Raw genomic sequence first — 1,612 nt, forward strand, 5'->3', positions numbered from 1 at the left:
CACCGTCGCCGAGCGGGGTCGCGGACCACTGGGTGCGCGGGACAACCGTCTCGTTGACGGCGGCGGCGACACCCGAGGGCGCCTGGGTGAGGGTCGCGACCAGCCGGTCGAGCGTGGTGCCCTCGGGCACCTCGCGAGGCTCGCCGTTGACGGAGACGGTCATGTGTGCTGCTCCTGTGCTGGGGAGTGCGCGGCGTCGGGGGCGCCGGGAGAGGGCGCCGCCGAGCCGGGCGCGGGGGCGGCCGGTGCTGCCCCGGCGTCCGAGCCGGGCGCGGGGACGGCCGGGGCCGGCCCGGTGTCCGGCGGGGCCGCGAAGCGCTGCGGGGTGAACGGCTGGGCCTCCGGGGGGAGTTCTCCGCTGGTGAGGGCCTCGGCCATGACATCGCCGGTGATCGGCGTGAGGAGCACACCGTTGCGGAAGTGGCCGGTGGCCAGCAACAGCCCCGGCAGCGCGGTCGGGCCGAGCATCGGGGCGTTGTCGGGGGAGCCGGGGCGCAGCCCGGCGCACGTCTCCACCAGCGGCAGTTCGGTGATGCCGGGCACCACCTCATGGGCGTCCCGCAGCAGTTCGTACACCCCGCCCGCGGTGACCGTGGTGTCCCAGCCCAGCTCCTCGCTGGTCGCGCCGATGACCAGCTCGCCGTTCTCGCGCGGCACCAGGTAGACCGGCCCGCCGCGCACCACGGCCCGTACGGTCCGGGAGAGGAACGGCGCGTACCGCTCGGGCACCGACAGCCGCACCACCTGCCCCTTGACGGGCCGTACGGGCGGCAGGACGTCCTCAGGAACGCCCGCGAGCCGTCCGCTGAGGCTGCCCGCGGCCAGTACGGTCCGCTCGGCGGCCAGGCGCGCACCCCCGGCCAGCTCGACCCCGGTGGCGCGGTCGCCGTCCAGCAGCAGCCGCTCCGCGCGGTCGCGGTGGAAGGCGACCCCGGCCCGCTCGCACGCGGTGAGCAGCGCCGCCGTCAGCCGCCGCGGATCCACCTGGTGGTCACCGGCGACGCGGAGCCCGCCGTGTACGCCCGGCGAGAGCATCGGTTCCAGACGGCGGCATTCACGCCCCGTCAGCCACTCGGACTCCAGCCCGAGCCCCTGCTGGAAGGTGTGGAGCTCGCGCAGATGGGCGCGGTCGTCGGCGTCGAACGCGACGGCGAGCGTGCCGCACACGCGGTGGCCCACGTCCTGGCCGCTGGTCTCCTCGAGCTCGGCCACGAAGTCCGGATAGCGGCGCGCGGAGGCCATGTTGAGGCCGAGCAGGGTCTGCTCGCCGTAGTGCAGCTCGGTGACGGCCGCCAGCATCCCGGCCGCGACCCAGGCGGCTCCGCCGCCGGGCGCCGGGTCGACGAGCGCGGTACGCAACCCCCGCTGGGCCGCCCGCCAGGCGGTGACCAGCCCGATGATGCCGCCCCCGATGACGAGGGCGTCGTAGCGTCCGCCGGGTGGCGGCCCGCCCGATGTGTGAGGTCCGTCGTCGTGACCTGGTGCGTGCGTGGACACGCTGCCCCTCCCTTCGCCGGCATGACCCGGATCAGGTTCGTACGGTCGGAGGCCGTTCCAGCCTCCCTCTCAGCCCGGTCCGCCCGGGCTCCCGCGAGTGCTCTGTCCCGCCACC

2 protein-coding genes and 1 riboswitch are annotated in these 1,612 nt (G+C 75.9%); both genes read right to left on the reverse strand.

Features of this window, described 5'->3' with window-relative positions; genetic code table 11:
- On the reverse strand, positions 1–163 hold a 163-nt coding region (thiS, locus tag GWI24_RS44170; protein ID WP_210951632.1), incomplete at its 3' end, for a sulfur carrier protein ThiS.
- Positions 160–1,413, reverse strand: a complete 1,254-nt coding sequence (gene thiO / locus GWI24_RS44175; protein ID WP_308344296.1) for a glycine oxidase ThiO — start codon at positions 1,411–1,413, stop codon at positions 160–162. The genes thiO and thiS, both read right to left, overlap by 4 nt.
- A gap of 75 nt (positions 1,414–1,488) precedes the next feature.
- Positions 1,489–1,602: riboswitch (TPP riboswitch) on the reverse strand.
- Positions 1,603–1,612 lie beyond the last annotated feature (10 nt).

The organism is Streptomyces sp. MK37H (assembly GCF_018035285.1).
In the GTDB taxonomy this organism is placed as follows: Bacteria; Actinomycetota; Actinomycetes; order Streptomycetales; family Streptomycetaceae; genus Streptomyces; species Streptomyces endocoffeicus.